General features: G+C 64.4%; 21 protein-coding genes and 1 riboswitch. Of the genes, 16 read left to right on the forward strand and 5 right to left on the reverse strand.

The window, feature by feature from the left end:
* Position 1 precedes the first annotated feature (1 nt).
* From XH84_RS28140 to XH84_RS28160, 5 genes are all read left to right on the forward strand, one after another.
* Positions 2–1,354 (forward strand): pyruvate dehydrogenase complex dihydrolipoamide acetyltransferase, encoded by a 1,353-nt coding sequence (locus XH84_RS28140; protein ID WP_128919394.1) that lies wholly within the window; start codon positions 2–4, stop codon positions 1,352–1,354.
* 8 nt (positions 1,355–1,362) lie between these two features.
* Positions 1,363–1,596 carry a hypothetical protein gene (locus XH84_RS28145; protein ID WP_128919395.1) on the forward strand — a complete coding sequence of 78 codons (234 nt, stop codon included), beginning with the start codon at positions 1,363–1,365 and terminating at the stop codon, positions 1,594–1,596.
* A 17-nt stretch (positions 1,597–1,613) separates the two neighbouring features.
* Positions 1,614–3,035 (forward strand): dihydrolipoyl dehydrogenase, encoded by a 1,422-nt coding sequence (gene lpdA / locus XH84_RS28150; protein WP_128919396.1) that lies wholly within the window; start codon positions 1,614–1,616, stop codon positions 3,033–3,035.
* 128 nt (positions 3,036–3,163) lie between these two features.
* Positions 3,164–4,405 (forward strand): threonine synthase, encoded by a 1,242-nt coding sequence (locus XH84_RS28155; RefSeq protein WP_128919397.1) that lies wholly within the window; start codon positions 3,164–3,166, stop codon positions 4,403–4,405.
* Between the two features lie 81 nt (positions 4,406–4,486).
* Complete coding sequence (locus XH84_RS28160) at positions 4,487–5,455, forward strand: tripartite tricarboxylate transporter substrate binding protein BugD (protein ID WP_164936249.1); 969 nt, start codon at positions 4,487–4,489, stop codon at positions 5,453–5,455.
* An 11-nt stretch (positions 5,456–5,466) separates the two neighbouring features.
* Here the strand turns inward: XH84_RS28160 and XH84_RS28165 are convergent, their stop codons facing one another.
* The 3 genes from XH84_RS28165 to XH84_RS28175 all read right to left on the reverse strand — a co-directional run bounded on the left by XH84_RS28165 (position 5,467) and on the right by XH84_RS28175 (position 8,596).
* On the reverse strand, positions 5,467–5,853 hold the full coding sequence (locus XH84_RS28165; protein WP_164936250.1) for a response regulator transcription factor: 387 nt from the start codon (positions 5,851–5,853) through the stop codon (positions 5,467–5,469).
* Between the two features lie 95 nt (positions 5,854–5,948).
* Entirely contained in the window at positions 5,949–6,617 is a 669-nt protein-coding gene (locus XH84_RS28170) for a response regulator transcription factor (protein WP_128919399.1), read from the reverse strand.
* Positions 6,614–8,596, reverse strand: coding sequence for a PAS domain S-box protein (locus tag XH84_RS28175; protein ID WP_128919400.1), 1,983 nt, complete (start codon positions 8,594–8,596; stop codon positions 6,614–6,616). The genes XH84_RS28170 and XH84_RS28175 overlap by 4 nt, the downstream gene beginning before the upstream one ends.
* Before the next feature lie 1,194 nt (positions 8,597–9,790).
* On the opposite strand from XH84_RS28175, the gene XH84_RS28190 reads away from it, so the two are divergent.
* Both XH84_RS28190 and XH84_RS28195 read left to right on the forward strand, forming a co-directional pair.
* Positions 9,791–9,979, forward strand: coding sequence for a hypothetical protein (locus tag XH84_RS28190; protein WP_128919403.1), 189 nt, complete (start codon positions 9,791–9,793; stop codon positions 9,977–9,979).
* A complete protein-coding gene (locus XH84_RS28195; protein ID WP_128919404.1) occupies positions 9,976–10,338 on the forward strand; it encodes a hypothetical protein in 363 nt (120 codons plus the stop codon). Before XH84_RS28190 ends, XH84_RS28195 begins: the two co-directional genes overlap by 4 nt.
* Before the next feature lie 76 nt (positions 10,339–10,414).
* Here XH84_RS28195 and XH84_RS28200 read toward each other — a convergent pair whose 3' ends face one another.
* Positions 10,415–12,613, reverse strand: a complete 2,199-nt coding sequence (locus tag XH84_RS28200) for a lytic transglycosylase domain-containing protein (protein WP_128919405.1) — start codon at positions 12,611–12,613, stop codon at positions 10,415–10,417.
* A gap of 324 nt (positions 12,614–12,937) precedes the next feature.
* Between XH84_RS28200 and XH84_RS28205 the strand changes: the two genes are divergently transcribed.
* From XH84_RS28205 to XH84_RS28235, 8 genes are all read left to right on the forward strand, one after another.
* Complete coding sequence (locus XH84_RS28205; RefSeq protein WP_128919406.1) at positions 12,938–14,674, forward strand: adenylate/guanylate cyclase domain-containing protein; 1,737 nt, start codon at positions 12,938–12,940, stop codon at positions 14,672–14,674.
* Between the two features lie 105 nt (positions 14,675–14,779).
* A complete protein-coding gene (locus XH84_RS40070) occupies positions 14,780–14,956 on the forward strand; it encodes a hypothetical protein (RefSeq protein WP_164936251.1) in 177 nt (58 codons plus the stop codon).
* A gap of 150 nt (positions 14,957–15,106) precedes the next feature.
* Positions 15,107–15,316, forward strand: a complete 210-nt coding sequence (locus tag XH84_RS28210) for a hypothetical protein (protein WP_128919407.1) — start codon at positions 15,107–15,109, stop codon at positions 15,314–15,316.
* Positions 15,317–15,460: 144 nt separating this feature from the next.
* Positions 15,461–15,712: a hypothetical protein gene (locus XH84_RS28215; RefSeq protein WP_245471875.1), complete on the forward strand. Its 252-nt coding sequence runs from the start codon at positions 15,461–15,463 to the stop codon at positions 15,710–15,712.
* Between the two features lie 102 nt (positions 15,713–15,814).
* Positions 15,815–16,028, forward strand: a riboswitch (cobalamin riboswitch).
* Between the two features lie 114 nt (positions 16,029–16,142).
* Positions 16,143–18,374 carry a TonB-dependent receptor gene (locus XH84_RS28220; RefSeq protein WP_128919408.1) on the forward strand — a complete coding sequence of 744 codons (2,232 nt, stop codon included), beginning with the start codon at positions 16,143–16,145 and terminating at the stop codon, positions 18,372–18,374.
* A gap of 101 nt (positions 18,375–18,475) precedes the next feature.
* On the forward strand, positions 18,476–19,057 hold the full coding sequence (locus XH84_RS28225; protein ID WP_128919499.1) for a hypothetical protein: 582 nt from the start codon (positions 18,476–18,478) through the stop codon (positions 19,055–19,057).
* Between the two features lie 815 nt (positions 19,058–19,872).
* Positions 19,873–21,594 (forward strand): dihydroxy-acid dehydratase, encoded by a 1,722-nt coding sequence (gene ilvD / locus XH84_RS28230; RefSeq protein ID WP_128919409.1) that lies wholly within the window; start codon positions 19,873–19,875, stop codon positions 21,592–21,594.
* Positions 21,581–22,414, forward strand: coding sequence for a tetratricopeptide repeat protein (locus tag XH84_RS28235; protein ID WP_128919410.1), 834 nt, complete (start codon positions 21,581–21,583; stop codon positions 22,412–22,414). The genes ilvD and XH84_RS28235 overlap by 14 nt, the downstream gene beginning before the upstream one ends.
* A gap of 54 nt (positions 22,415–22,468) precedes the next feature.
* On the opposite strand, the gene xth is transcribed toward XH84_RS28235, so the two are convergent.
* Positions 22,469–23,266, reverse strand: coding sequence for an exodeoxyribonuclease III (xth, locus tag XH84_RS28240; RefSeq protein WP_128919411.1), 798 nt, complete (start codon positions 23,264–23,266; stop codon positions 22,469–22,471).
* Positions 23,267–23,401: 135 nt separating this feature from the next.
* Here xth and XH84_RS28245 point away from each other — a divergent pair, with 135 nt between their 5' ends.
* Positions 23,402–25,765: a hybrid sensor histidine kinase/response regulator gene (locus XH84_RS28245; RefSeq protein ID WP_245471876.1), complete on the forward strand. Its 2,364-nt coding sequence runs from the start codon at positions 23,402–23,404 to the stop codon at positions 25,763–25,765.
* The last annotated feature ends 19 nt before the right edge of the window (positions 25,766–25,784 follow it).

The following is a 25,784-nucleotide window of genomic DNA, read 5'->3' on the forward strand; positions in this document are numbered from 1 at the left end:
CATGCCCATCAACATCCTGATGCCCGCTCTCTCGCCGACGATGGAGAAGGGCAACCTCGCCAAGTGGCTGAAGAAGGAAGGCGACAAGGTCAAATCCGGCGATGTCATCGCCGAGATCGAGACCGACAAGGCGACGATGGAGGTCGAGGCCATCGACGAGGGCACGATCGCCAAGATCCTGGTGCCCGAGGGCACGCAGGACGTCCCGGTCAACGACGTGATCGCGGTGCTGGCCGGCGAGGGCGAGGACGTGAAGGCGGCAGGTAGCGCCAAGCCCAGCGCTTCGGCCGCGCCTCCGAAAGCTGCTGAAGCACCCGCTGCGGCGCCGGCTCCCGCGCCTGCGCCGGCCGTGCCTAAGGCGGCCCCGCCGCCCGCTGCTGCACCGGGGCCGCAGGCCGCTCCGGCCGCGCAGAGCAACGGCCATGGCGGCCGCGTATTCTCATCGCCGCTGGCGCGGCGCCTTGCCAAGGAAGCCGGCATCGACGTCGGCATGGTCACCGGCACCGGTCCGCACGGCCGCGTGGTCGCCCGCGACGTCGAGCAGGCCAAGTCGGGCAAGGGCCTCAAGGCGCCCGCGGCTGCGCCGTCGGGCGCGCCCGCGATCGCGCCGACCATGTCGGACAAGCAGATCCTGTCGCTGTTCGAGCCCGGCTCCTACGACATCGTCCCGCATGACGGCATGCGCCGCACCATTGCGCAACGTCTGACGGCGTCGATTCAGAACGTCCCGCATTTCTATCTCACCATCGACTGCGACATCGGCAAGCTGCTCGCCGCGCGTGAGGAGATCAATGCGGCAGCTCCGAAGGACAAGGAGAAGAAGCCGCTCTACAAGATTTCGGTCAACGACTTCGTCATCAAGGCGATGGCGGTCGCGCTGCAGAAGATCCCGAACTGCAACGTGAGCTGGACCGAAAGCGGCATGGTCAAGCACCATCATTCCGACGTCGGCGTTGCCGTGGCGATGCCCGGCGGCCTGATCACGCCCATCATCCGGAAAGCGGAGACCAAGACGCTCTCCATCATCTCCAACGAGATGAAGGATTTTGCCGCGCGCGCACGGTCCCGCAAGCTGAAGCCGGAGGAATACCAGGGCGGCACTACCGCGGTCTCCAACCTCGGCATGTTCGGCATCAGCCACTTCACCGCCGTGATCAATCCACCGCATGCGACCATTCTCGCGGTCGGCACCAGCGAGGAGCGGCCGGTGGTACGCGGCGGCAAGATCGAGATCGCGAATATGATGAGCGTGACCCTGTCCTGCGATCACCGCGCCATCGACGGCGCGCTCGGCGCCGAGCTGATCGGCGCGTTCAAGCAGCTGATCGAAAATCCCGTGATGATGATGGTCTGAGATGGCGCATGACGACGCGCTGGCCCTGGATCTCGATGCTGGTTTCGCTGATCCTCACGCTCAATCCATACGGCATCGAGATTATTGAGGCCGCCTTCTTTGCCGGCGAGGCGCTGTCGCGCAGCATCTGGGCGCCGATCGCACTCACCATCTTCGCCATCATGGCGGCGGTCATTCTCATGGAATGGCTGATCAGAATCTACATCTTCAGACGCCGCGCCCGCGGCGCAACGACCGCTTGAGTTGAACGGGAGCCGCCATGGCCGATACATCCTTCGACGTCATCATCATCGGCTCCGGTCCCGGCGGCTATGTTACCGCGATCCGCGCCGCCCAGCTCGGCTTCAAGGTCGCGATCGTCGAGAAATCCTATCTCGGCGGCATCTGCCTGAACTGGGGCTGCATCCCGACCAAGGCGTTGCTGCGCTCGGCCGAGATCTACCACTACATGCAGCACGCCAAGGATTACGGCCTGTCGGCGGAGAAGGTCTCGTTCGATCCGAAGGCCGTGGTGCAGCGCTCGCGCGGCGTCTCCAAGCGGCTCAATGACGGCGTCGGCTTCCTGATGAAGAAGAACAAAGTCAGCGTGATCTGGGGCGCGGCTTCGATCGACGCGCCCGGCAAGGTCACCGTGAAGAAGTCCAACGTCGAAGCTCCGAAGGGCTCGCTGGGCGAGGGGACCTACCAGGCCAAGCACATCATCGTCGCAACGGGTGCGCGGCCGCGCGTGCTGCCGGGGCTCGAGCCCGACAAGAAGCTGGTCTGGACCTATTTCGAGGCGATGGTACCGGAGCGGATGCCGAAGTCGCTGCTGGTGGTCGGCTCCGGCGCGATCGGCATCGAGTTCGCCTCGTTCTTCCACACCATGGGAAGCGACGTCACTGTGGTCGAGGTGCTGCCGCAGATCCTGCCCGTCGAGGACGCCGAGATCGCGGGCCTCGCGCGCAAGCGCCTGGAGAAGCAGGGCATCAAGATCATGTCCTCGACCAAGGTCACCAAGCTGGAGAAGAAGGCCGACAGCGTCGTCGCCACCATCGACGACGGCAAGGGCAAGCCTGTGACCACCGAGTTCGAGCGGGTGATCTCGGCGGTCGGCGTCGTCGGCAATATCGAGAATCTCGGCCTGGAAAAGCTCGGCGTCAAGACCGACCGCGGCATCATCGTGGTCGACGGTTACGGCAAGACCAGCGTTCCCGGTATCTATGCGATCGGTGACGTCGCAGGTCCTCCCATGCTCGCGCACAAGGCCGAGCATGAGGGCGTGATCTGCGTCGAGGCGATCAAGGGCCTCAAGCCGCATCCCATGGACAAGAACATGATCCCGGGCTGCACCTATTGCCAGCCGCAGGTCGCCTCCGTCGGCCTCACCGAAGCCAAGGCCAAGGAGAACGGCCGCGAGATCCGCGTCGGCCGCTTCCCCTTCGTCGGCAACGGCAAGGCCATCGCGCTCGGCGAGGACCAGGGTTTGGTCAAGGTCATCTTCGACAAGAAGACTGGCCAGCTGCTCGGCGCCCACATGGTCGGCGCGGAAGTGACCGAGCTGATCCAGGGCTACGTCGTCGCCATGAACCTGGAGACCACGGAAGAAGAGCTGATGCACACGGTATTCCCGCATCCGACCCTGTCGGAGATGATGAAGGAAGCCGTGCTGGATGCGTATGGAAGGGTGCTGAATATCTAACCGCCGCCGTCATTGCGAGCGAAGCGAAGCAATCCAGGCTGCCTCAACGGAAAGACTCTGGATTGCTTCGCTTCGCTCGCAATGATGAGCAGAGAGAGCTGTTTGCAGAATAAGAAGGAAACCACCCCATGCACGACAACGACAACCTCACCATCGAACGCCCGACCTTCGTCACCCATCTCGAATGTGCGATGGAGGGCGATCACTACGCCGCCGACCAGGTCCATAATCTCTCCAAGGCCGGCAAGCCGCTTCTCGTCCGCTACGATCTCGCCGGCGTGAAGAAGGCGCTGACCAAGGACGCACTCGCGCAGCGGCCCGGCGACATGTGGCGCTACCGCGAGCTGCTGCCGGTGCGCAAATGCAAGGACATCGTCTCGCTCGGCGAAGTCACGACGCCACTGATCCGGCTGCCGAAGCTCGGCAAGAAGCTCGGTGGCGGCGAGATCATCGTCAAGGACGAGGGCCGTTTGCCGACCGGCTCGTTCAAGGCGCGCGGTCTGGTGATGGCGGTGTCGATGGGCAAGGCGCTCGGCATCAAGCACATGGCGATGCCGACCAACGGCAATGCCGGCGCGGCGCTGGCGGCCTATGCGACGTCCTGCGGCATCAAGACCACGATCTTCTGCCCGGCCGATACGCCGGAGGTAAACGTCAGCGAGATCGAGTTGCAGGGCGCGACTGTCTACCGTGTCAACGGCTATATCGACGATTGCGGCAAGATCGTCGGCGAGGGCAAGGCAAAAGTTGGCTGGTTCGACACCTCGACGCTGAAGGAGCCGTACCGCATCGAGGGCAAGAAGACGATGGGCCTCGAACTCGCCGAGCAGCTCGACTGGGACGTGCCCGACGTGATCTTCTATCCGACCGGTGGCGGCACCGGTCTGATCGGCATGTGGAAGGCGTTCGACGAGCTGGAGAAGATCGGCTTCATCGGGAGCAAGCGCCCGCGCATGGTCGCGGTGCAGGCCTCCGGCTGCGCGCCGATGGTGCGGGCCTATGAGGCTGGCACCGAGCACGCCACGCGCTGGGAGGACGCGCACACTATCGCCTCCGGTATACGCGTGCCGCAGGCGATCGGCGATTTCCTCATCCTGCGCGCGGTGCGCGAGAGCAAGGGCTTTGCCATCGCCGTCGACGACGACAAGATTTCGGCGGCGCTGAACGAGGTCGCGCGCGAGGAGGGGCTGCTGCTGTGTCCCGAGGGCGCGGCCACTTACGCCGCCTACAAGGAAAGCCTGGCCGATGGCCGGGTCTCGAAGGGCGACCGCGTGATGCTGTTCAACTGCGCCACCGGCCTGAAATACCCGCTGCCGCCGGTCACTCGCACGCTCGACCGGCACAAGCCGATCGATTATTCCCAATTTTAGCGCGGCAATACGCCACGAATGATCCCTCTTCCCGTACGCGGGAAGAGCAAAAATAATATCGACATCGCTGGGGAGAAGACAATGAAAGCCGCCTGGGCTGCGCTGTTTGCTGTTCTCGCTGTGACCGGCGCCGCGCGCGCCGACGAGTTTCCCTCCCATCCCATCACCATCATCGTGCCGTTCGCGGCGGGCGGCCCGTCGGATGCGATGGCGCGCGTGCTGGCCGAGCGGATGCGCACCTCGCTTGGCCAGGCCGTCGTGGTCGAGAACGTCACCGGCGCGGGCGGCTCGATCGGCGTCGGCCGCGCGGTGCAATCGCCGCCGGACGGCTACACCATCTCGTTCGGCCATCTCGGCACCCACGTCGCCAACGGCGCCGTCTACAAGCTCAAATACGACCTCGTCGCCGATCTCGAGCCGGTGGTGCTGCTGCCGAGCAATCCGATGATCGTCGTCAGCAAGAATGCGGTGCCCGCGACCTCCCTGAAAGAGCTTCTGGAGTGGTTGAAATCACGGCCGTCGCCGCCGACAGCGGGCACCGCCGGTGCCGGCTCCGGCAGCCACATCGCCGGCGTCTATTTTGAAAGCGTTTCCGGCATCAAGCTGCAATATGTGCCCTATCGCGGCACCGCGCCCGCACTGAACGATCTCATCGCCGGCCAGATCGACGTCATCGTCGACCAGACCTCCAACTCGATCGCCCAGGTCCGCGCCGGCACCATCCGCGCCTATGCCGTCACCGACAGCAAGCGCCTGGCCTCGGCGCCCGACATTCCGACCGCGGAGGAGGCGGGCCTGAAGGGCTTCAACATGACGCTGTGGTCGGGAATGTGGGTGCCGAAGGGCACGCCGAAGGAGATCGTGACGAAGCTCAACGCCGCGGCCGTGGACGCGCTGAACGATCCCGCCGTGAGGAAGCAGCTCGAAAACCAGGGGCTGGAGATGACACCGAAGGATCAGCTCACGCCCGAGGCGCTCGGCGCCCGACAGAAGGCCGAGATCGCAAAATGGTGGCCGATCATCAAGGCGGCGAACATCAAGGTGGATTGACGGCCGGGCGATCACCCCCTGGTTTCGTCATCTGCCGCCAGCGCCCGGTCCAGGCATTGCATCATATCCGTAGGGGCGAACGGCTTGCCGAGAAAACAGGTTGCGCCGGCCTTGAGCGCGCGCGCACGCACGCTCTCGTCCGGGAAGCCAGTGATCAAGATGAACGGCGTAGCCGAGCCCTGCGCGCGCATCTGAGTCAGCAGATCGATACCGGTCATCAACGGCATCTGCACGTCGGCGATCACGCACGAGGTGTCGGTCGAATCGGTCGACCTCAGAAACTCCTCGGCGGAGGCGAATGTGTGGACGATGTATCCGCGGGATTTCAACAGGTTGTTGATCGCGGCCCGCACATAAGGGTCATCGTCAAGCACCGAAATGACCGAAGCCACTGACAAGACGTCCGCTCCTCGTCCCGGATTACGCTTGCCGTCGCCGCGGCTGTACATAAACACGCAAGGTGGACCTGCCAGTCACGATTGGAAACTCATACTTAGGTTTGTGCGTCCGGCTTGTTGGCCCCAATCCCGAGCGCCTCGCTCATTCTCACCAGATCGGCCAACGACTTCGCGCCCATTTTCCGCATGATCTGGCCGCGATAGATTTTGACGGTGATTTCGGCCAATCCGAGTTGGGCGGCCACTTGCTTGTTCATCAGGCCGGACGTCACCAGTGACAATACGTCTCGCTCCCGAGAGGACAGTGACTCGAAGCGTGATCTCACGGTCGAGACCGTCCTGTTGAGCTCGCGGCGCTTGCGGTCCCGCTCGATAGCGGCCTGAACTGCGTCCAAGATGTCCTGGTCGCGAACCGGCTTGGTCAAGAAGTCGATTGCGCCGCTCTTCATGGCCCGAACCGTCATGGGAATATCACCATGTCCCGTAATGAAGATGATGGGCGTGTGGATGTTCGCCTTGGCAAGATCCGACTGCAGGTCGAGGCCGCTGGTTCCGGGCAAGCGGATGTCGAGCACCAGGCAACTGGGGACTTCCGGGGGCTTGGCGTGGAGGAGTTGCAGTGCCGAGCCGAATGCTTCGACCTTGAGGCCGACCGACTCGAAAAGATTGGTGAGAGCGCGGCGAATCGACGCGTCGTCGTCGACGATGAAGACGATTGGCTGGTCGCCGTCCTGCTGCGGCGCAGGCTCCGCGCGCTCGGTCACGATGTTTCCTCTCGATGGAGGGGCAGGATGATCTGAAAAGTCGCACCTCGCTCCTGGCTCGGTGCGGCGGAAAGCTGTCCGCCATGGGCCTCGATGATGGATCGACAGATCGACAGTCCCATGCCCATGCCGGAGGACTTCGTCGTAAAAAACGGCATGAACAGGCGGTCTATCGCCTGTTCGCTGATGCCGAATCCGCAGTCGGAAACGCTCACCAACATCGCGCCATCACCGCTCGTCCCTGAACGGATCGTCAGCTCGCGCGGGCGATCGTTGACGTCTTCCATCGCCTCGATCCCGTTCATGATCAGGTTGATCAGCACCTGTTGCAACTGGATTCGATCGCCAAAGATCTTCGGCAGTGCCGACGACAACTCCATTCGCACCGATACGGCGTGGCTGGCCATCTCGCGCTGAACGAGCGCGACGGCCTCCCGTACGACCACGTTGGCGTCGAGTGGAACCATCTCGATGCCGGACCGCTTGGCGAGCGCCCGGACGTGGCGGATCACGTCGCTGGCACGCGTGCCGTCCTCGATGATCCACTCTACGGATCGGCGGGCCGCTTTGAGATCGGGCGGACTGCGCTGCAGCCAGGCGAGGCAGGCGTCGGCATTTGCGATGACTGCGGCGAGCGGCTGATTGATTTCGTGGGCAATGGAAGCGGTCAGCTCACCCAGTGTCGTGACACGCGTCACATGGGCGAGCTCGGCCTGGGCCCTCCGCAGCGCCTCTTCGGCCTGATTGGTCCGGATCGCGGCGGTCACGTCGGTGCAGACGCCACGATAGCCCAGAAAAACGCCGTCCGCGTCGAAGAACGGCTTGCCGCTGGTCCGGACGTAGATCGGCTTCCCGTTGCGGTCTTTGCTGCGATACACCAAGTCGCGAAACGGGACGTGGGCGTCGAGCGCCGCCCGATGCTTTTGCCATTTTTCCGGTTCGAGATCGGCATCCGGCGCGATGTCCCAACGCGTAAGTCCGATCAGGCCCGCGGGGGCGGCGATGGTATCTGAGTGTTCCGATATCTGGGTAACGCGATGGTCTGGCCCCGTCTCCCAGAACCAGTCAGAGGCGGTTTCGGCATAGTCGCGGAAGCGCTGCTCGCTGTCACGCAGTTTGCGCTCTGCCTCCTTGGTCGCCGTGATGTCGGTCACCGATCCGACGAATTCGACGTGACCGTTCGCATCCCGCATCGCCCGGGCTACCGCTCGGACGTACTTGATCGAGCCGTCGGGCATCACGAGCCGGTATTCGTGATCGAAAGCCTTTTCCTCGCGTGCCGCCCGACCCGTGGTCCGTTGCACCGCAAGCCGGTCCTCCGGATGGATACGCTCGAGCATGAGCGGGATCTCGGGCTTCGTCCCCTCCTCGAATTGGAAGATGCGATAGGTCTCCTTGGACCAGGTGATCTCGCCGGTCGCGGCCTTCCAGCCGAAACTGCCGGTGTGGCTCAATTCCTGCGCCTGGGCGAGATAGGCCTCGCTCTGTCGCAGCGCATTCTCCGCTTCCTTTCGCTCGGTGATGTTCTCGCAGGCCACCAGGACGATCGGTCCGCCATTGGCCCGCAGCATGGTCTTGGCGTTCTCGCGCACCCATAGCACCGAGCCGTCCTTGCGAACCTTCCGGATTTCCCAGGTGTGTGATTGATCAATGGTCTTAAGGCACAGCGCGACACACGTCCGGACGAAATCGCGATCTTCCTCGAAGAAGACATCCAGCACCGATCGGCCGATCAATTCCGCGGGCTTGTAGCCCAGCTGCGCCGCGCCGAACGTGTTCACGTTGATCACGGTTCCGGCCGGATCGACCATGAAGTACATGACCGGGTTGTGTTCGAAGACCTGCTGCCACTGCTTGACCGCCTCGAGCAGACCGGCGTCAGGCTCAGTGCGCGGCCTGGCGGTGACAACCTGCCTGACACAGCCGACGAGGAGTTGCGCGGCTGACTTCCCGAACGTTGCTGCCCGGCCCGGCTTCATCGCAGACGCTCCCGGCGCTCTCTGCGTGAACACGAGTAGAGCACGTTGCCGCGAGGGGAGCAATTCCGGCCAAAGTCGGACGGGCAATCATGGCGTGCGCCTCTGAACCGACCGCTGCGCTGTCCATTGCGGCGCACCGAGTACGCCATGCCGGCGGGATCTTCACGGTGACCGTGCATCCGGAGCATGGTGCGCCGTCTCGTTGAACATGAGCCGGGGGAGCCCTGAGCGAGTACGGGACAAACCTAGGTATAGGGCCTCCATGCCTAATCATATCGGCCATTTACCTCCGTACAATTGAGCATCTCGTGCCCGGCGAACTAGCCTCATGACCAATCGGGAGTGTCGACCAGCCGATCGCAGCGAGCGCACGAGAACCGGTCTGAAGCTTGCGGCCGAGATGTTTGACCGACAGGCAACGACCGGGGGCAAACCGCCGCAATTCTCGAGATGCAGCCGCCGCCGCGACAATGCACGACCCGCATGAGGTCGAAGCGAACGAACTGGCAAAGCGCAAGCAATCAAGCGACAGAGGGAGATAACAATGTGCGATACATCAGTACTTCCTGAGCGTGGCCTATCCCAGTCCGAACGTTGCCCTTCAGTCAATGGCTGTGCGGTGTGCGGCGGCAAGTTCGGTCTGATCCGCTACTATTCCTGGCGCACCGCGCTCTGCTCCAAGAGGTGTGTCGATCGCTTCCGTACCCGTCGCGAACGCGACCGCCGGTGGTTGTTCCGGGTACAGGTTGCCTGAGGCCGAATTAGAGAACTGACATCGTTCCGAAGGTCTGACCCGGGAGCCCGTGCGTTGAAGCGCTCATGCAAGCTCTTGTGCTCGCTAGTCCTCCTCGGCTCCGCTGCGGTCCAGGCACAGGAGACTGGACAAGGTGCCGTTCATCGCCAGCATCCACCCCAGGACCAGGCGCTGCACGAGAAATTCTATTCGACCTGGCACATGCCGGACAATCCGAGCCTCAGTTGCTGCAACAGCGCTGACTGCTATCCGACCGACATCAAATACGTCGACGGCCAGATCTATGCTCGGCGCCGGGAGGACGGGAGATACATTCTGATCCCACCCCAGAAGGTGGAGCGAAACAGGGATAATCCGGACGGCCGAAACCATCTTTGCGCTCCACCACCCGCACTGTCTCCGTTGGACAGCGTTTACTGCTTCGCCTTGGGAGGTGCCACATGAGATTCGCCTTCGTGCTCGTGAACGACCGGACCCCGTTCCGGCACACCTGGTGCATGCAGTGCTGTGAGCCGATCAGCGGCGGCTATCTCCGCGAGATCGCGACCCGTCTGCCTTACTGCGACTATCAGTGCTACGCGCTGTTCTGCGAGGCGCTCGCGACAGATGGCGTGAGGGCGGCGTCATGAAATTCGTGGTGGTCAATCACGAGCCCCCGTTGCGCGCGGCCACGTGCAGCACCTGCTCGCGGTCGCTCCGCTCCGGCTATGTCCGGCATGCGCGCACACAGCGCCGTTTCTGTGACTACGATTGCTACCGGCGCGGCGAACTCGTCACGTTCTTCACGCAATGGTCGATGCCTGGGCGCACAGAGCCGGCCGCCGCGAACGTCGAGCTTGCCGCTCGCAACATGATCGAGACGATGGCGGTCCTGGGGGCGGTCTGGTGCTGGAGCTGCACGATGCACGCTTGGATCTTCGCAAGAGCTTTGACCGGCGCATCCTTGGAAGGTCGCGATCTGATCACGATGGAAGGAGGTGACATCTAGCTGCGCGACTGCACTCGCGTGGAAGCCGCAGCGACGCAACCTTGCAGGCGCCGGTGTCCAGCCCCGGCGGCGTCGACTAGGGAGCGGGCGCTGCGGCCGCCACGGGTGCCGTTGCTCCGGCCTCGTGCGTGACGACGCGCTGATCGCTCTTGCCGGCGACCATGCCGCTGCCCTCGAGCCTTGCGCGGTAGACCAGCACGTTCTCCATCACGCGCTGGACGTAGTTGCGCGTCTCCGACAGCGGGATGCGCTCGACCCAGTCGACCGGATCGACCTTGGGATCCCTGGGATCGCCGCGCGCCTGCACCCATTCGCGCACGCGGCCGCGGCCGGCATTGTAGCCGGCGAAGGTCATGATCTGGTTGCCGCGATATTCCGACAGCAGCGCGCTGAGCTCGGCCGCGCCCATCTGGGTGTTGTAGACGGGATCGGAGACCATCTTGTCCCAGTCGTAGGTCAAGCCGAAGCGTTTTGCGGTATCGCGCCCGGCTTCCGGCGTCACCTGCATGAGGCCGACGGCATTGGCGGCCGACTTGTCGCGCTGGTCGAACGAACTCTCGGTGCGCGCCACCGAATAGATCACGCTGGTCTCGATCGCCGGCGCGACCTGCTTGTGTTCGGGGATGCCGATGGTGGGGAAGGCGTAATGGTCGAGCGCGAGTCCGCGCGCCAGCGCCGTCTTGCCGACCTCCAGCATGACGCGCGCATCGTTGCGCTGGCCGGCGAGCTCGCCGAGCGCTTCAAGCGCTGTAATATCAGTGCTCTCCTTGGCAAAGTCCTCGGCGTAATAGAACACCACGTCGCGCTCGCCGATGCCGTAGAGCATGTCGGCGGCGCGCACGCGCTCGTCCGCGGGCGGCGTCTCGGCGGCGGCCAAGACGGGCGAGGGCGGACGCAACTCGATGCGGTCGAGGCCAAGCCTTGCACGCGCCAGCTGGCCGTAATAGGCCGTCGGATAGCGCGATGCCGCCCGATAGCTCATGCGCGCATCGGCAGTCGCGCCCATCGCCTCGGCGGCGCGGCCGCGCCAGTAATGGGCGCGCGATAGCGCGATCGGATTGGCCGAGCCTTCGTCGACGGCGGCGAAGTGCGCCATCGCCGTCTTGGGATCGTTCAGAAAGCGCAGCGCGATCCAGCCGCACATGAAATGATAGTCGACGCGATAGACTTCCTTCTCCGGCACCGCGGCTGTGCGCACCACGTCATAGGCGGTCCTGGACTTGCCCTGGTCGAGCAGCTTGCGGGCGAGCAGGCGGCGCTCGCGCCACCAGGCATCGGTATCCTGCGCCGCCATGGTCTCGGGCGCTGCGGCCAGGATCACCTCGGCGGCGTCGTCGATGCGGTCCTTCTGCAGGTGCCATTGCGCGCGGCACAGCACATAGCCGAGATCGCGGCGCGCTTCGCTCGGCACATCCTCGAGATAATCCTTGGCCTTGCTGGCCTTGCCGGTCACGGCGGCGCAGGCCTTGACGATCGCAAGCGCGTCCTCGCCGAGCCGTTTTGCGGCGCGCCGCGCGCCGGCGTAGTCCTTGGCGCCGATCCGCTTGTCCATGCGGGCGCGATGATCGTCCGCGGTGAGGAGATCGCGGAACGCCTCGTAGGAATCCTCCTCGCTGCGCTCGGACAATTCATCCGTGCGCCAGGCCTCGCGCACCAGCCGCGTGGCCCGGTCGGTGTCGCCTTCGGCGAGCAGCACGCGGGCGAGCGCGAACTTGCCCTTGGCGCTGGTCGGACGATCCATCGTGAATTTGTGCACAATGGCGGCGTCGCTCTTCTCCTGCCACAGCCGCGCCTCGGCACGGCGGCGCAGCAGCGCGCGGCTCGGCCAGTCCGGATTGGCCGTGAGGAAGGCGGCGTAGCGCTTGAAATTCGCGGTGCTCTCGGAATGGCGCAGCATGAACCAGTCCGCGAGCTTCTGTCCGGCGGGATCGATGATGCGGTCGCGCGCCGCGCTCGCGTCATCGCTCTTGCCCTTGCGCGCGAGGTCGATCGCGTCCTTCAGCGCGGCGAGGTCGCCGGTCAGCGCCGGTGCGGCCGGCCTGTCCGCAGGCAAGTCGTCGGTCTTCTTCGACCTGCGCTTGGCCTCGGCATGCTTGCCGTGGCGCGATTTTGCCGAGGACTTGGCCGCCGCATGACGCGGCTTGCCGGCTTTCGCCTCATGCGACTTCTTCGGCGCGGATGATTTGTGGCTGCTCTTGGCCGCCAGCTCGGTGGGGAGGAGGGCCAATGCGGAAACGGCAACGACACACGCGAGCGAGCGTAGGCACTGGTTCATTCGATGGTCCCCCTGCGAAACCACTACAAACCAAGGTCCGCGACGACATGCGGCTTGAGAATCAAAGACGACACCAAACGATGCCACGGTATCGTCTCGCATTCCTCACGCTGTCGCAACAATGCGGCAAAATCCGGATTGGAACTCGGGAACTCACCAAGTGTCGGCACAGGCAATTCTTTAATCTTTTGTTAACGTATTGGGCCCGCGCGCCGCGCCAAACGGCTCCCGGCGTCACGGAGGCACAGATGCACGTGTTCCGGCGGCCAAATCAGGTGTATTGAGTTCCCTAGTTCCGTCCTTTCAGCCTTTGCTCCCGTACCTATGCCGATTTTCAACCAGTCGATCCGGCGCAAGATCGTCGGCATCGCCCTCGGATTGATCGTCCTGATGCTGGTCACCTCGATCCTGTCGATGGTGATGTCGAGCCAGGTCGGTGTCCTGCTCGACGAGCTGACCAACCGCTACATTCCGGCCTATAGCCATCTGGCCCGCGCCAACATCCGCTCGCTGGAGCGGGGGCTGGCGCTGCGGCGGATGGTCATGACCAGGATGGAGGCCCCGTCGGACGAGGAGGCCTATGCGGCGCGCCTTCGCGACTTCGAGGAATCGGACCGCAAGATCGAGGAGGAGGCCGAGGCCGCGCGTACCCTCGTCAACGCGATCATCGACGACCCCAGAACCTATTCCGACAATGCCGCGCTGGGGCGGATCGATATCCGCATCGAGACCGCCGTCACCGAGCTGCGGCGCGATCTCAACGAGGACCATGCAAGGCTGCTCAAGCAGGTCGATGCCAAGCAGATGGCGGAGGCCCGCGGCACGCTGGAACACATCGACGTGCTGCGCGATCAGTTCAACCGGAAGGTCGATGCAATCCGCGCCGACATGCTGACGCAGGTGTTCTTCTCGACCTCGCAGGTGATCAGCCGCCAGCATCAGGCGATCGTCGTTTCGGGCGTCGTGACGTTGCTCGCGGCGATCGTCGGCTTTGTCTTTGCCCTTCTGGTGTCCAGCGGCATCACGCGCCCGGTGCGGCTGCTGCTCGCCGGCACCCGCGAGGTCGAGGCCGGCCGCTTCGACAAGACCATCACCGTCTCCACTCAGGACGAGATCGGCGAGCTCGCCGCGGCCTTCAACCGCATGACCGAGCAGCTCAGGCACAACGAGCGCATCCGCGAAACCTTTGGCCGCTACATCGATCCCAAGGTGGTGCAGGGGCTGATCGACCGGCCGGAGGTCGCGATCGACGGCGAGCGCCGGGTCATGACCATCATGTTCTGCGACATGAGCGGCTTCACCTCGATGAGCGAGGGCATGACGCCGCGCGGCCTCGTCAAGGTGATGAACCACTATTTCACGGTGATGTCCGCCCCCATCAGGAGCAATCGCGGCATCATCGACAAGTATATCGGCGATGCCATCATGTCCTATTGGGGCCCGCCCTTCATCGAGGATGACGAGCAGGCGCTCCTTGCCGGCATCGCGGCGATCGAGATGGCCGACCAGGTCCCCGCGCTGCAGCGCCAGCTGCCCGACCTGCTCGGCATCCGCGCCATGCCCGCGCCGTGCGACTTGCGGATCGGCATTGCCACCGGCGAGGTGCTGACCGGCAGCATCGGCTCCGAACTGATGATGAGCTTCACCGTGATGGGCGATGCCGTGAACCTGGCCTCGCGGCTGGAAGCCGTCAACAAGGTCTATGGCACCCGCATCCTGATCTCACAGGCCACCGCCGAAGCGATCGGATCGCGGCTCGAGCTGCGCGAGATCGATCGTCTGGCCGTCGCCGGCCAGACCGCGCCGCAGGCGATCTTCGAGGTGATGGCGAGGGCGGGCGCACTCACCGATGCGCAGGACAGCTTGCGTATGCACTATGTCGAAGCGCTCGCCGCCTATCGCGCCCGGCGCTTCGATGCGGCGCGTGCTGCCTTCAACGCGGCGCTCGAAGCCGTCCCCGGCGACGGCCCCTCGCTCACGATGCTCGGGCGCGTCGCGCAGTTCGAGGCGAGCCCGCCGGGCGAGGGATGGGACGGCGCCTGGCGCCTCGACAGCAAATAGGCTGCCGCACCGGAAAAATTGCTTCTGCTCGATAACGATGTTCGCCGTGACCTATTTCCCGGGCTTAGGTTGGATGTCCTTGAGGCGTCTGATGGGGACACGCCGATGCCAGAACTTCAGGATAGGCTGGAACGGTTCGAGACACTCACCGCCGAATGCGAGCTGATCGCCAAGCTCGCCACCGACAGCACCAAGCGCGAGTTCTATCTGAAGCTTTCGGAGCAGTACCGTCAGCTGGCGGTGGACATGCGGCAGGCGATCGCGACCAAGGCTGCGGCCTGAGGCCGGCAGCAATCCGTTCTTAAGATTTGACGCGCATCCTTAGGCATGCGGGCGTCGCTGATCGGCGATGCCAGCGGTGGGAAGGCCGGGGCTCGCTGCAATGCAACGTGCCTCGTGAGTGCCATTTGCCATGCCTGACAGGGCGATTCCATGCGCCTCGTTGCCGTGATCATCATCGCGCTCATGACGGCGGCCTGCGACCAGGAGCAGGACATCACCGGCTCGACGCCGGTCTGCGCGCTGCGGAACTACAGCTACAACCCCCGCGACATGAACCAGTGCGTCAACGCCTGCAAAGCATGCGATCACGGCACCACCGTCACCTGCTCGACCTCCTGCACCCTCAAGGGCGCGCGCTGAGATCCCGACGCCTGCGGCGGCGGGAACGCGAGCCCGAGGTCGCCGGCTGATCGGGCGGAACTGACGGTGCTTGGGCACCGGAACGATTCACTTGGATTAATCATTGAAGGAGGCGGCAGGACGCGGAGTCCGATGGAAATGGGTATGCTCGATCCAGGTCGATTTCTGGTGTCGTGCTCGCATTGCGATGCCTGGCCGATGGCGGCCAATGTGAAGCGGTCGAACTGGTCGGCATCCCCGCATGAGGTCCGTTTTGTCTGCACGCGCTGCCGGCGCGAGGAAACCGCGATCGTCTCGGCCTCCGGCGAATTGACCCCGATCAAGCGCGTCGATGTTCCGCCACGCGATGTCGCTGTCGCCTGGGCGCAGGCCCAACGTTTGCGAGGGCGAACCTGAGCGGCCGGCACCCGTTTCGTGGACTTGCATTGGCCGGTGCGTCGATGCCGGCTCGCGGCGCCGACATCGATCGACCACTCGATTGACTCTCCGGTGGAACGACACGTAAATGATCGCGACGGTTCTCCCCATGGAGATCAAAAGGGAATGTGGTGCGGGAGGTCCCAACGCCGGGATTTGTCTCAACGCCACGGCTGCCCCCGCAACTGTAAGCGGTGAATCTTTCGTCCTGTGCCACTGGGAATCTCGGTCCTGGGAAGGCGACGCAAGGTAATGACCCGCGAGCCAGGAGACCTGCCGTCAGCCGTGGTCACACGCGAAGATGTCGGTCGGGGAGTACAGACATTGGCTTCACCGGAGCGGTTCATTGCTCCGCCGTGAAACCTCGTTCGCTGTGACGTGCCACTGACGTCATACCGAGGTTACAACATTGTCCCGTTTCGTCTCTGCCGTCCGGCGCCTCCGCGCTGGCCTGTTCGCGTCTGTCTCACTCCACTCGCTCGATCTATCCTCCGCCTCCGCCCAGCAGGCTCTTGCCGAGCAGTTGCCGCCGATCGAAGTGAGCAAGCCCGACGATCAGAACCGCACGCGGGCCAGAGCGATCGGTGAGGGCGACGCGACGAGGCCGCGGCGAACTGTGAATCTCGCGCCGGCAGGCGATGGCACCGGCTCATCCGGCTCGGAAGCTGTTGCCGCCAACAGCGGCATCATCGGGACCGCCACGACCGTCATCACGGCCGCGGATATCGCGCATTCGCCGTCGCAGACGCTTGCCGAGATCATCGCCGCGCAGACCCCGGGGGCCCAGATCACGACGTTCTATGGCGGCCAGATCGGCGCCAAGACCAGCGTGGACCTGCGTGGCTTCGGCGCCTTTGCCACCGCCAACACGCTGGTGCTGGTCAACGGCCGGCGGCTCAACGACGTCGACATGGCGCAGGTGGACCTCTCCACCATCCCGCTCCATTCGATCGAGCGTATCGAGGTCACGCGCGGAAATTCCGGAGCGGTGCTCTACGGCGACAACGCGGTCGGCGGCGTCATCAACATCGTCACCAAGACCGGAATCGGCGGACCGCCCGTGACGGCGCGCATCGAAGCCGGCTTCGGCTCGTTCAACACCAAGCTCGGCAACGTCTCGACCTCGCTCAATTCCGGTCCGTGGTCGACCTCGTTCTACGGTAATGCCGTCAGGACCGACGGCTATCGCGACAACAATCGCTATTCCCAGGAGAACGGCGTCGGCAATCTCAACTACACCACATCAGGCCTGACCGCTTTTCTTACCGTCACCGGCGACAATCAGGAGTTGCGACTGCCGGGCGGCCGCACCGTCGATCCCTCCATCGGCCTCGATGAGCTCAAGAGCAACCGCCGAGGGACCAGCACGCCGTTCAACCACGCCAACCAGCAGGGCTTTGGCGCGACAGCCGGCTTCGCCAAGACCCTGGTCAACGGCGTCGATCTCATCGTCGACGGCGGTGTGCGCGACAAGAAGCAGCAGAGTGCGTTCTTCTCCAGCCCGACGCCGGTTCCGACCTTCTTCACGTCGACTTATGTCGATTCCAATCTGACGACATGGTCGATCACGCCGCGGCTCAGTGTGAAGAGCCTGCTGCTCGGCATGCCATCGCAGCTCCTGACCGGCATCGACTATTACGATGCGAGCTTTCAGCAGAACCGCGGCGCGGGGCAGGGGCTCGCCGCTTGGCACAATTACGACCTCAGGCAGCAGACGGTCGCGGGTTATGTCCAGCACACATTGGGGGTGCTGCCCACGACCGATGTCTCCTACGGCGCACGTGTGCAGAATGTCCGTCTTGAGGCACGCGACAATTTCGACGCGGCGGCGCCGTTCAACGCCGACATCGGCGCGCTACCGCTGACGAGCGACGAGACCCAATATGCGCTGCATCTCGGGGCCGAACATCGCCTCAATGACACGGTCTCGCTGTTCGGCCGCGCCGCGCGCGCGTTCCGCACGCCTGACGTCGACGAGCGCCTGTCCTCGGGGCCTTCCTTCGATCCCCTGACCTTCGCGGCGATCCCGCAAACGTTCCAGCTCAAGACCCAGACCTCGCACGACATCGAGGGCGGTCTGCGCATCAAGGGCGGGGGGCTGCAGCTGCAGAGCAGCCTCTATCTGATGGACCTCACTAATGAGGTCCATTTCAACCCGGTCCGGTTCTACAACACCAATCTCGATCCGACCCGGCGCTACGGCTCGGAGACCAGCCTGTCCTATCGCGTCAACGAGGCCCTGCTGCTGCGCTCCGGCATGGCTTATACCCGCGCCGTCTTCCGCGAAGGCGTCTGGGCCGGCAATGACGTGCCGCTGGTGTCGCGCTACACGGCGAGTGCGGGTGTCACCTGGAACATCCGGCAGAATTATCTGGTGCTCGATGCCACCGCGCGCTTCTGGAGCGAACGGCGCATGGACAACGACCAGGCGGGCACCCAGAAGCCGATCCCGGCCAATGGCACGATCGACCTCAAGCTCAGCGGTCAGTATGAGCGCTATTTCTGGTCGCTCAGCGTCAACAATGTGCTGAATGCACTTTACTACGACTATGCCATCGCCAGCACCTTCACGGACGGCCGTTTCAGCGCCTATCCGCTGCCCGGCCGCACCTATCTGCTCAAGGCCGGCGCTACGTTCTGATCAAGGCTTTCACCTCGCCAGGGCCGTCGCACGCCCTCAAATGGACTGGAATTCGAAGAAGGAAATCACTCATGCCTCTTAGCATCATGACTCTTAGCATCATGACTCGCGGCATCCTGCCGTCTCGCGGCGACGGCTGCCGGATTCACCCGGTCGCGCCGCGCCTTGCGCCGATGTTCTGCTTTGCGCTGCTGACCGCATCATGCGCGCGTGCAAGCTTCGCATTTGCCTGTGCGACGCCGTTTGCGGCCTTCGCGGTCGTTGCCGCGGCGATGCTGCCGCTGCGCCCGGCGCTGCTCGTCGTCACCGGCGCCTGGCTGGTCAACCAGACCATCGGTTTCAGCGCGCTGCATTATCCCATCGACGGCAGCACGATCGCCTGGGGCCTCGTCATCGGCGCGGCTGCGCTTGTGTCGACCGCCGCGGCGTCGGCCGTCCTCCGCATGCTGCCGCAGGGCCGCACGCCGCCGATGATGATGGTCGCGCTCGCCGCCGCCTACGGGACTTACGAGCTCGCGCTGCTTGCCGCGACGCCGGTCCTCGGCGGAGAGGGCGCTTTCACCCTCGCCATCGTCTTGCGCATTGGGCTGACCAGCGCCGTCTGGCTGGCCGGCCTCGTCGCCGTCTGCGAGATCGTCCGCCTGATCGATCCGTTCGGGCGGAAGGGCGCAATGTCGGCCTGAGCGATCTGCAGTTACACACGTGGTGTCATCGCCCGGTTCAACCGGGCGATCCAGTATTCCAGTGGCGCCAGCGATAGAACCGAGAGGCCGCGGCGTACTGGATTCCCCGCCTTCGCGGGGAATGACAGCGTCACTTGGAGAAGCAAGCTGACGCCTCAAACGCCGTCATTGCGAGGAGCCCTTGCGACGAAGCAATCCAGAATCCCTCCGCGGAAGGATTCTGGATTGCTTCCGCCTTTGCCAAGGCTTCGGCGGACAAGTCGCTTCGCTCGCAATGACGAGCAGGAGAAAGCGCGCGGCCACTCTCCGCTCCCGTGCCCCGAACGCAGCGGGGCGCTTCTTCAGCGGTGCACTGCAGAGCCGGGGCCCATTCTTGCAGCGCGCCGGGCCGCTCCTGGGTCCCGGCTCTGCGCAGCAACGCCAAGAGGCGTTGCGGCGCGTCCGGGACACGAGAGTGCGGCAGAGGTGCCGACTCACTTGCGTGCCTCTCGTCAGTAAGCGCGAAGCCGGGCGCGCCCCTCGCATTGTGAAATCAAAGGTTGTGGAACGTCATCTTCGTGAGGTATCAAAGTAAGGTGCCCCGTGTCTTCCCGGTAACGATTGTGCCGTCTACGCAACACTCGGTTCCGATTTAACCGTCATCACCGGCGGTTCGCATCACCGCCGCTTTTTGGCCACACCCAAACATGAATAAAATCGCTCACATGTTTTAAGGGCAGCGGCGGTCCTCGACGTCACGGAAATCCCAAGGTCGATTCAAATCTTGGCTCTGATTTTTCGGGTCTGAAAGGGTTGACCGGGGAAACTGGTTTGCGATGGGCGCGAAGATTGACAAGCAGAGGCTGCCGAGCCGTCACGTGACGGAAGGCCCTGCGCGCGCGCCTCACCGGTCTTATTTTTATGCCATGGGTCTGACCACCGAGCAGATCCACCAGCCCTTTGTCGGCGTCGCCTCCTGCTGGAACGAGGCCGCTCCCTGCAACATCGCGCTGATGCGCCAGGCCCAGGCGGTGAAGAAGGGCGTGGCGTCGGCCGGCGGCACCCCGCGCGAATTCTGCACCATCACCGTGACCGACGGCATCGCCATGGGGCATGACGGCATGCGCTCCTCGCTGCCGTCGCGCGAATGCATCGCCGACTCGGTCGAGCTCACCGTTCGCGGCCATGCCTATGACGCCCTGGTCGGGCTCGCCGGCTGCGACAAGTCGCTGCCCGGCATGATGATGGCGATGGTTCGTCTCAACGTGCCCTCGATCTTCATCTATGGCGGCTCGATCCTGCCCGGCACTTTCCGCGGACAGCAGGTCACCGTGCAGGACATGTTCGAGGCCGTCGGCAAGCACTCGGTCGGTGCCATGTCGGACGAGGACCTCGACGAGATCGAGCGCGTGGCGTGCCCCTCGGCGGGCGCCTGCGGCGCGCAATTCACCGCCAACACCATGGCGACCGTCTCCGAGGCGATTGGCCTTGCCCTGCCTTACTCGGCTGGTGCGCCGGCGCCGTATGAAATCCGCGACGCCTTCTGCATGACCGCGGGCGAGAAGGTCATGGACTTGATCGCGTCCAACATCCGGCCGCGCGACATCGTCACCCGCAAGGCACTGGAGAATGCGGCTGCCGTGGTCGCAGCCTCCGGCGGCTCGACCAATGCTGCGCTGCACCTGCCGGCGATCGCGCATGAGTGCGGCATCAAGTTCGACTTATTCGACGTCGCCGAAATCTTCAAAAAGACACCATATGTCGCGGATTTGAAGCCGGGCGGCCGTTATGTCGCCAAAGACATGTTTGAAGTAGGTGGCATACCGCTTCTGATGAAGACGCTGCTCGACAACGGCTTCCTGCACGGTGATTGCCTTACCGTCACGGGCCGCACGATCGCCGAAAACCTCAAGAGCGTGAAGTGGAATCCGCACCAGGACGTGGTGCACCCGGCAGACAAGCCCATCACCGTGACAGGCGGTGTGGTCGGTCTGAAGGGCAATTTGGCGCCAGAAGGTGCGATCGTGAAAGTCGCGGGAATGTCCAACCTCAGGTTCACCGGTCCGGCCAGGTGCTTCGACCGTGAGGAGGATGCTTTCGAGGCGGTCCAGAACCGCACCTACCGCGAAGGCGAAGTCATCGTGATCCGCTACGAGGGGCCGAAGGGCGGCCCCGGCATGCGGGAAATGCTCCAGACTACCGCGGCGCTGACCGGCCAGGGCATGGGCGGCAAGATCGCGCTCATCACCGACGGCCGCTTCTCCGGCGCCACCCGCGGCTTCTGTATCGGCCATGTCGGGCCGGAAGCCGCCATTGGCGGCCCGATCGGGCTGCTCGAGGACGGCGACATCATCGAGATCGACGCAGTCGCCGGTACCCTTAACGTAAAATTGAGCGACGCCGAGCTCGCCCAGCGCAAGACCAAATGGAGCGCTCGCGCGACTAACCACACGTCGGGTGCGCTCTGGAAATATGCTCAGCAGGTTGGACCAGCGGTCGGGGGGGCAGTGACCCATCCGGGCGGCGCGCACGAGAAACAGTGCTATGCGGACATCTAGGCGTGCCATAGTTGCGTTTGTGTTGGGGGCCGCTGCGCTGGCCGCGCCGGCGCTTGCCTTCGACGGCGCTCCGGTCAACCCGAAGGACGCGGCCATCCCGGTCGTGACCACCCTGCCGGGGACCGCGGCGACCGTGCGCGGCAAGATCGCGCCGGCGGCCGTGCCTCAGGAGACCTCGCTCAGTGCGCTGCAATATGCCGCCGAGGGTGGCCACCCCATCGCGCAGTGGAAGCTTGGCCGCATGTACGCCAACGGCGACGGCGTCGCCCAGGACGATCTGCGCGCCTTCGAGTATTTCAGCCGGATCGCCAACGCGCATGCCGAGGACAGCCCGTCTGCGCCGCAGGCACAGATCGTGGCCAACGCCTTCGTCGAGCTCGGCCGTTACTATCTCAGCGGCATCCCGAACTCGAAGATCAAGTCGGATCCAGAGCGGGCGCGGGAGATGTTCTCCTATGCGGCGTCCTACTTCGGCAATGCCGACGCGCAATACGATCTCGCCCGGCTGTACCTGAAGACCCCGGACGCCTCGCGTGAGGATTTCCGCTATGGCGCGCGCTGGCTCGGTCTTGCCGCGCAGAAAGGCCAGCACGAGGCGCAGGCGCTGCTTGGCCAGATGCTGTTCAACGGCGACCGTCTGCCGCGACAGGCCGCCCGCGGCCTGATGTGGCTGACCCTGGCGCGTGACAGCGCCAGCACGGAAGAGACCTGGATCAAGGAAAGCTACAACCGCGCCTTCGCCAAGGCCTCCGACGACGACCGCGCCATGGCCCTGCAATTGCTGGAGCAGTGGGTGCAGGGCGCCGGCAATAGGCGCTAAACGCAGGCACTGTAAGGTGGGCAAAGCGCAGCGTGCCCACCAGTTCGGCGTAGGCTAGGCAGCCTCCAGATCGAGATCCGCCCACACCGGGACGTGATCCGATGGCTTCTCCCAGCCGCGCACATAGCTGTCGATTCCGACATTGGCGAGCTTGTCGCTGGCCTGCGGCGACAGCAGCAGATGGTCGATCCGCAGACCCTGGTTCTTCTGCCAGGCGCCGGCCTGGTAGTCCCAGAAGGTGTACAGCCCGCCCTCGTCGGTGACGGCCCGCAAGGCGTCGGTCAGGCCGAGGCCGAGCAGGGACTGAAAGCTCTCCCGCGTCTCGGGCTTGAACAGGGCGTCCTCGGTCCAGGCGGCCGGATTGTGCACGTCGCGGGCATGCGGGATGACGTTGAAGTCGCCTGCGAGGATCAGCGGCTCCTCGGTCTTGAGGCGCTCCTTCGAATAATCAAGAAGCCGGGACATCCATTTGAGCTTGTAGGGATATTTGTCCGTCCCGACCGGATTGCCGTTGGGCAGATAGAGGCAGGCGATGCGCAGCACGCCGGACTTCAGCGTCACCACCCCTTCGAGGAAGCGGGCGTGAGCATCCTCGTCGTCGCCGGCGAGCCCCGACTTGGTCTCGTCGAAGCGGAGCTTCGAGAGCAGGGCGACGCCGTTGAAGGTCTTCTGGCCGTGCGTCACCACGTTGTAGCCGAGGGCCTCGATCTCCAGCCGCGGAAAGGCCTCGTCGACGCATTTGATTTCCTGGAGGCAGACGATGTCCGGCTGGCACTCCTTCAGCCACGTCAGCAGCAGGTCAATCCGCTGCCGGACCGAGTTTACGTTCCAGGTGGCTACTCTGATGGTCATGACGGCGGGGCTCCGGGCAGGGGCCATGGTTAGAACAAACTGCAAACGCGCCCGTCAAGGATGCCGCAAAATCTCCCACAAAATTAACCCGGCTTAAGCAGGCGGCAGGCCATTGATCGTCAAAAGGTTCCTCGGATGGGATGGCCGGACAAGTCGATGAAGCGAACTGAGCCGCGTGCCGGCCTGATCGGCGCGTTCCTGTATTGGCTCGGCGGCTTCGAGATCGAGGACGGCCTGACCGCCGGTCTCAGCGAGCGCGAGATCCGCCGTATCCGCGCCAAGCAGATCGACGCCGTGACGCAGCTGATCCCGGTGACGATGGCGGTGACGATGCTCAACGTCGCCATCGTGCTGATCCTGTTCTGGGGCCGGGGCTGGAACGACTTCCTCGCGATCTGGGGCCTGACGCTCGCCACCACCGCCTCACTCGCGGTGCGCGCATGGCGGAGGTCGCATCAGAACCCGCCGCAGGAGGCCTCACCCCGCGCCGCGCGGCAGATGCTGCGGCAGGCGGCCTTCCTCGCCGCGATCTGGGGCGCGCTGCCGCTCGCTCTGTTCAGCCGCATCGAGCCGACCAGCCAGCTGATCCTGGCCTGCCTGATGGTCGGGATGATGTCGGGCGGCGCTTTCATGCTGTCGACGTTCCCGCGCGCCGGCCTCGTCTATCTCGCCACCATGACGGTCGCCTGCGCCGGCGCGCTGCTGCTCTGCGGCACCGGGCCCTATCTGGTGACGGCGGTGCTCCTGCTGCTGTTCGCATTTTTCATGGCGCGCAACATCGTCTCGCAGGGCAATCTGTTCCTCGGCAATCTCAAGGCCCAGCTCGAGCTCGAGCGGCAGACCGAGATCATCTCGCTGCTGCTGAAGGACTTTCAGGAGAACGCCAGCGACTGGCTGTGGCAGACCGATGCCGAAGGGCGTCTGGTCGACGTGCCCGACCGCTTCGCCGACGTCGCGCAGGTGCCGCTGTCTCTGCTGAAGGGATCGTATTTCGCCGACGTGCTCGACATGCTCTGCCCCGAGGACGAGAGCGCAGCCTACAACGTCGTTGGTCTGATGGAGCAGAACGAGCCGCTGCACGAGATGAGCCTCAAGGTCGTCGCCGGCGGCGAGGCGCGGCTGTGGTCGCTGACGGCCAAGCCCGCCTATGACCGCGAGGGACAATTCCTCGGCTATCGCGGCTTCGGGCGCGACGTGACCGAGCGCTGGCGCGCGGAAAAGGCCGAGGCCGAGAGCCGCGCCAAGTCGGACTTCCTGGCGGTGATGAGCCACGAGATCCGCACGCCCATGAATGGTGTGCTCGGGCTTGCCAGCATGCTGCTCGAAACCAAGCTCGATCAGGAGCAGCGCGAGGCCGTCACCACGATCCGCGAATCCGGCGACAACCTCCAGCGCATCCTCAACGACATCCTCGACCTGTCCAAGCTCGAGGCCGGACGCTTTCAGTTCGAGGCGATTGATTTCGCCCCGCAGACCTTGGTCGAGACTGTCGCAAACGTCGCGCGCGCGAGCGCCAAGAGCAAGAGCAAGGAATTGGCAATCAAGGTCGAGCTCGATCCAAACTTGCCGCCGACGCTGCGCGGTGACGCCGCGCGCATCCGCCAGGTGCTGCTCAACCTCGCATCGAACGCGGTGAAGTTCACCGATGAAGGCGAGGTGACGATCTCTGCGACCTGCCAGACCCGCCGCGACCTGCTGGCGACCGTCGAATGGACGGTCACCGACAGCGGCATCGGTATCGCCCCCGAAAAGCTCGGCCAGCTTTTCAGCGACTTCGCGCAGGCCGATGCCTCGATCAGCCGCCGCTTCGGCGGCACTGGCCTCGGGCTTGCGATCAGCAGGCGCATCATCGAACAGATGGGCGGCACCATCGGCGTCACCTCGACGCCGGGCGAGGGCTCGGCCTTCCGTTTCACGCTGGTGCTGCCCTGGAGCCAGGCGCAGGCATCCGACCAGGCATCCGGTCGCGACGAGGCCGACGAGCTCAAGGGCCGTATTGCCGGCCTCGATCGGCCGTTGAAGGTGCTGGTCGCAGAGGACGATGCGGTCAACCGCATGGTCGTGAGCAAGATGTTAGGGGCCTTCGATGTCGAGCTCCGTGTCGTCACTGACGGTGTCGAGGCCGTCGCGGCGGTCTCCGAGGGCGACTATGATGTCGTGCTGATGGACGTGCGCATGCCCGATATGGACGGGCTTGCCGCCACGAGGGCGATCCGTGCCGCGGGTGGTGCCTTCGCTGTACTCCCGATCATCGCGCTGACCGCCAACGCTTTCCCGGAAGATGTCCAGATCTGCCGCGAGGCGGGCATGTCCGACTTCCTGGCAAAGCCCTTGCGCAAACCGGCCCTGGCCGCCGCCCTGCTGCGTGCGCTGGATGACATGGCAGCAAGCGATGCACCCCTCCAACCGGAGCAGGAGCCGCCCGCCGCGCGGGTGCTGCGATCAGCATTTGGGCATCCGGGGGATGTCCTCGGCTGTCCGGTGGAATCCGATTCGTGATTGCTGTGCGCACATTGGC

The organism is Bradyrhizobium nanningense, from assembly GCF_004114535.1.
Lineage (GTDB): Bacteria > Pseudomonadota > Alphaproteobacteria > Rhizobiales > Xanthobacteraceae > Bradyrhizobium > Bradyrhizobium nanningense.